The organism is Streptomyces sp. NPDC007205 (genome assembly GCF_040634095.1).
In the GTDB taxonomy this organism is placed as follows: Bacteria; Actinomycetota; Actinomycetes; order Streptomycetales; family Streptomycetaceae; genus Streptomyces.
Genome location: NZ_JBEYEW010000131.1, coordinates 1 through 3,621, shown reverse-complemented (window position 1 = coordinate 3,621; position 3,621 = coordinate 1). Strand labels below are relative to the sequence as shown.

Below are 3,621 nucleotides of genomic sequence, written 5' to 3'. Positions count from 1 at the left end.
TTCTCGTTGGTGTCCTGCCACACCCGGTTACCGATCTGCAACGGCGCCTGATCACACAACACTTCCAGGTCACCGATACCACGCGACTTACCGAAGTCCTCGTTCAGGTAGTTGCCGCTGCTGCTGTCCGGCCTGCTGAAAACACCCGGTCCTGACCGGGTGCCCGTGGTGCGGTCGACCCACCGCACACCGCTGCCCGTGGCATCGGTGGGGTCCATCGCCGTGAAGGGGATGGTCGTCTCCACCTTGGAAAGGGCCAGACCGCCCTCACTGATCTCCCGGTGCGGGGCGGCAGCCCAGTCACCCGGGTAGAACTCCTTCACGCCGGGTTCGGCATGCCCACCATTGTTCGCTGTGGTGGCGTTGTTCTTGCAGCCGCCGTTTCCGTCCAGGACGAACATGTGGTTCCCACCACGGCAGGCCCGGTTGATGTCACCACCCTCAAACGTGGTCGTTGCCCGGCTAGCCGACGTGGCGGGCAGACGCCAGCCAGTACGGTCGGAGAAGCGGTCACCGAAACCGACGACCATGTCACCGTTGGTCTCAAAGACGATGTCGGACAGCGTCGGCTCGGGGTTCTCGATGCTGCTGTGGGTGCAGGGGTGGCCGTCCTGAGTGGTGGGACGGACATTACTCCACGGGTACCAAGTGGGCCCAAAGCACGCATTGTCGCCGTAATATGCCGCCATCCGGGGATAATTCAGCGGCTGGTCCATGACGGTCCCGGTGAACTGGCCCGTGACGGGGTCGAACACCTTCACGACCGCCCGCATGTCAGCCTTGTTAGCAGTGGACTGCGCCGAGCACACACCACCGACGTACACCTTGCCGTCCTGGATACCCAGACCGGATGGCCGCCAGTCACCGTCCGCAGCACATCCCGGGTTCGCAATGGCATACGACGCCTTCGGAGCAGCCGCAGTGGACTGCATCGCGTCGTAGCGGTAGAGCCTGCGGTCGTGCAGGTTGACGACGTACAGGTCCTTGCCGTCCGGGCTGACATCCAGGTCACCCAGCGACTCCTTGCCCACCACCGGACCGAACGCCTCATCCAGCCGGACACCCGGCTGATGCGCGGTCGTACCAGGGTTGGGAACCCGGGTGAACAGCGCCGTCTGCTTCGTCACCGGGTTCGTACGGTAAATCGCGCCAGCCCCGCCAGGGCCGTACTTCGTGCCCCGCTTCGCATACGCCGCAGAGAAAATCTGCTTCGTCACCTTGTTGTAACCGATGCCCCACACCGTACCGGTCTGGCCGTTGTTTGCCAGATCCGTCAGCTGGTTGTAGCTGCCACGCGCATCATACGGAAACGATGTCAGCGTGCGCTTGCTGTCCGGCGCAGCACTCGATGGCGGAATCGACGGGTTCATGCAGGCAGTGACCAGGGTGGCGTTCTTCTGGCAGTAGTCCTCAGGACTCCAGAACGACGTCGTGACCTCAACGTTCTTGCCACCCGACAGGTCGACGAACTCCACATTCGACGACAACACCGTCGGGTCGGTCAGATCCGTTCGCGGAGAAGCAGCCCCCGGGAAGTACACCTTCGAATCCGGGCTCTTCACCTCGACCCGGTACTTGCCACCGCTCAGGCTCGTACCCGGCGACAGCTTCACCGTGCCGTCCGCCTGCGTGACCCCAGTGACCGACCGCCCCGCATCATCGGTCAACACCACCGTCACCCCGGACCAGCCCGGCTCCAGCCCCTGATCCCACTTCCCGTTCGCATTCACCTCCCGCACCACACGAACCGTCGCACTGCCATCCCCCGAATCGGCAAACGCCGGCGACACCAACCCAGCGAACCCCGCCACCCCCATCGACACCGATAACGCCGCCGACAACCCCAAAGACAACCCACCGGCCCAACGCCGGCGCTGCCGCTGCTCCATACCAAACCCTTCACTCAATTGAATGCGGAATGATCCTTTACGAGGATCAGACACACCTGTGAGGAGGGTCGCCGCATGCTTATGTGACGGACGGATGAGCTGAATGCGTGAACGCCTCCCACCCTGTGGTCGCGGTATCTCAGTCACCAACACCTCGACGCAGATGCCCTGTGGACCCCCCACCGAATAATGCTCGACGTCCCGGATGAGGTCGGTGAGCACCTTCCCTGAGCGATTGTCAGTCATACGGGGAATAAATCTTGGTTCAGGTATTCCGCGTAGCCACTGACCGTGCGCCAGGTTTCCGGTTGGGACGAGGAGGAAGGACGAAGAATCCATGAAGAATCGAAGAGCCTGTGTGCGGCGATTACTGGTCGCTCTTGCCACGTTTTGCTGTGTGGTGCCGAGCTGTGTGATCACGAGCGCGGCTGCTGGGGTGGGCCGCCCCCGGACAGCTGTCACCTCTGGGAAGAGCTAATACGTCAGCGCCGACGCGGGCAATGACACGAAAGCCGGCACAAGGGCCACTCCAACGGACGGAGGGCTTCCTGGTAGCCGAGGTGCTCGACCACGTAGCTCCGCACATCGTCGAGGACCTCGCCGGCGTCCCATTCGATCCAGTTCAGCAACCGGTGGATGCGGTCAGGGCCCGCATGCCCGGCCTTTTCCGCCAGCGTCCAGCCATTCTTCCTCTGCAGCGGAGCGATCAGCCCCCGCATATAGGCCAGCGCCGACTCCCGCGGCTACGACCTGCTGAACCGGTGCACGAACCGCTCATACACAGCATCCAGTCCGCCCGCCCACAACCTGACATCACCAAGGCCCCCACCCCCAACCACACCGACGACTGAGCTGGCCAGCAGTCACGACAAGCACCGTTGCAGTACTGGCTAGCGTTCCCGCACCATCTGCAACCGACGTCGCGGGCAGTAAATCGCACGATGGGTGCGTATCCGTCTGACCCTGGTCCTCCTGACGAGTGTCACGCGTATGAAACAGCAAGTGCCACTGCCTCTTGGGAAGTGCCGACACGGGGCTGAGCCCTCTCCCCGGTCTAAGCGCCTGTACCGAATAGCGCGCATCACCTGAACCCGAGGGAGCGCCTGCTTTCCCATTGCTCCCCTGCCAGTAAGTTCGGATGTTTCGGAAACGTCCCAGCCGGGTCCGTCCGCGCGAAGCGCGGCAATTGCTGCCGGCTCCTGTCGCTCGGGGAAACTCTGCCCGCCAGGACGTGCAACATCGGGCCGGGCGAAGCGAGCTCGATCTGGGCTTGATCTGGGCTTGATCTGCTTTGACGGACATCGGAGATCAGGGGCTTCGGCCCCAGAAGGATGATGTCCATCATGGAGAGCATGGGGAGGAGAAGCCGTGTCCTCGCCGCTCGTTCACGCCGCGGTTCACGGGCCGAGATCGTCGAGCTGTGCCGGCGCGGTGAACGCTCAGTTGGCCAGGTCGCCAGGGCTTCGACCTGACCGAGACCGTGGTGTCCGGGTTCGGGCAGGCCGAGGCCGATGCCGGCGAGCGTGACGGCCTGACCAGCGGTGAACGTGAGGGGCTGTCCGCGCTGCGGCGCGGGAACCGCCGGCTGCGGGAGGACGTGGAGGTCCTCAGGCGGGCCACGGCTTTCTTCGCGTCAGTGAGCCTTTTCCAACCTGCCTCTGAGGTACGGCGGTTGGGCTGACAACGTGGTGAAGCCCCTGGTAGACGAGTTTTCGACCAAGAGAACCGTCTC

General features: G+C 63.6%; 2 pseudogenes. Both read right to left on the bottom strand.

The features are described from left to right. Window positions 1-2,135: pseudogene (locus ABZ624_RS42430) on the bottom strand (hypothetical protein); the annotation flags it as partial. A gap of 293 nt (window positions 2,136-2,428) precedes the next feature. After that, window positions 2,429-2,728, bottom strand: a pseudogene (locus tag ABZ624_RS42425) (IS701 family transposase); the annotation flags it as partial. Between the last annotated feature and the right edge of the window lie 893 nt (window positions 2,729-3,621).